The 674-nt window shown below is 37.8% G+C and carries 1 protein-coding gene; it reads left to right on the forward strand.

Annotated features, from left to right (window positions below; genetic code table 11):
• Positions 1 to 21: 21 nt before the first annotated feature.
• The coding region (locus tag D8Q48_RS17025) for an FtsX-like permease family protein (protein ID WP_347562313.1) at positions 22 to 674 on the forward strand (653 nt) is incomplete at its 3' end.

A 674-nucleotide genomic window follows, 5' to 3' on the forward strand; every position in this document is an offset into this window, starting at 1 on the left:
CGCAATGTCCTTTGGATATCCATGAGCGAAGATGTTCAAAATCTCGGACTGCTCCACACGATCGGAGCCACAGAAAGACAGATTACAAAAATATACCGGAAACAAATGAGGTCACTCATGTTAAAAGGTTCTGTCTTGGGAAGTTTGATCTCTGCACTGATTTTAGTCTTATTAATACCGGAACTATTAGGTTTCCATTTTTATCAGGAAATGGGAGGGAATACAATACTTTCCTTTTTCAGACCGTGGATTCTTTTGCTTTCTGTTGTATTTGTAAATGGAATTTTGTGGATAGCATCGGAAGGCGTTATTAGAAAAATAACGAAGCTGTCTTGTATTGAGAGTGCTGCTTATAACGAAAATACAGTTGCCAGAAAAACACAACACTCTGGGAAAATAGTGCACAGACGTTCTGAAACAGAAGAAATGTTCTATATTGCATGGGGAAATATAACACGACAGAAAGCACGATTTATCATTACAAGTCTTTCTATATTTTTAGGTGTCCTATCCTTTATTCTAATGAATGTACTTACAAATGGATGTGATTATAAGCATCTTCTTGAGAAACGTCCTGATTTTTTGCTGGCAGGAGAGTTTAGCGAATTCGGGAAAAGTCAGGGGTGTGGGGAAGAATATAAAACAAGAGAAATCGATGTGGATCCTTTGCTGAC

This window comes from Ruminococcus sp. B05 (genome assembly GCF_003628495.1).
GTDB classification, from domain to species: domain Bacteria; phylum Bacillota; class Clostridia; order Lachnospirales; family Lachnospiraceae; genus Schaedlerella; species Schaedlerella hominis.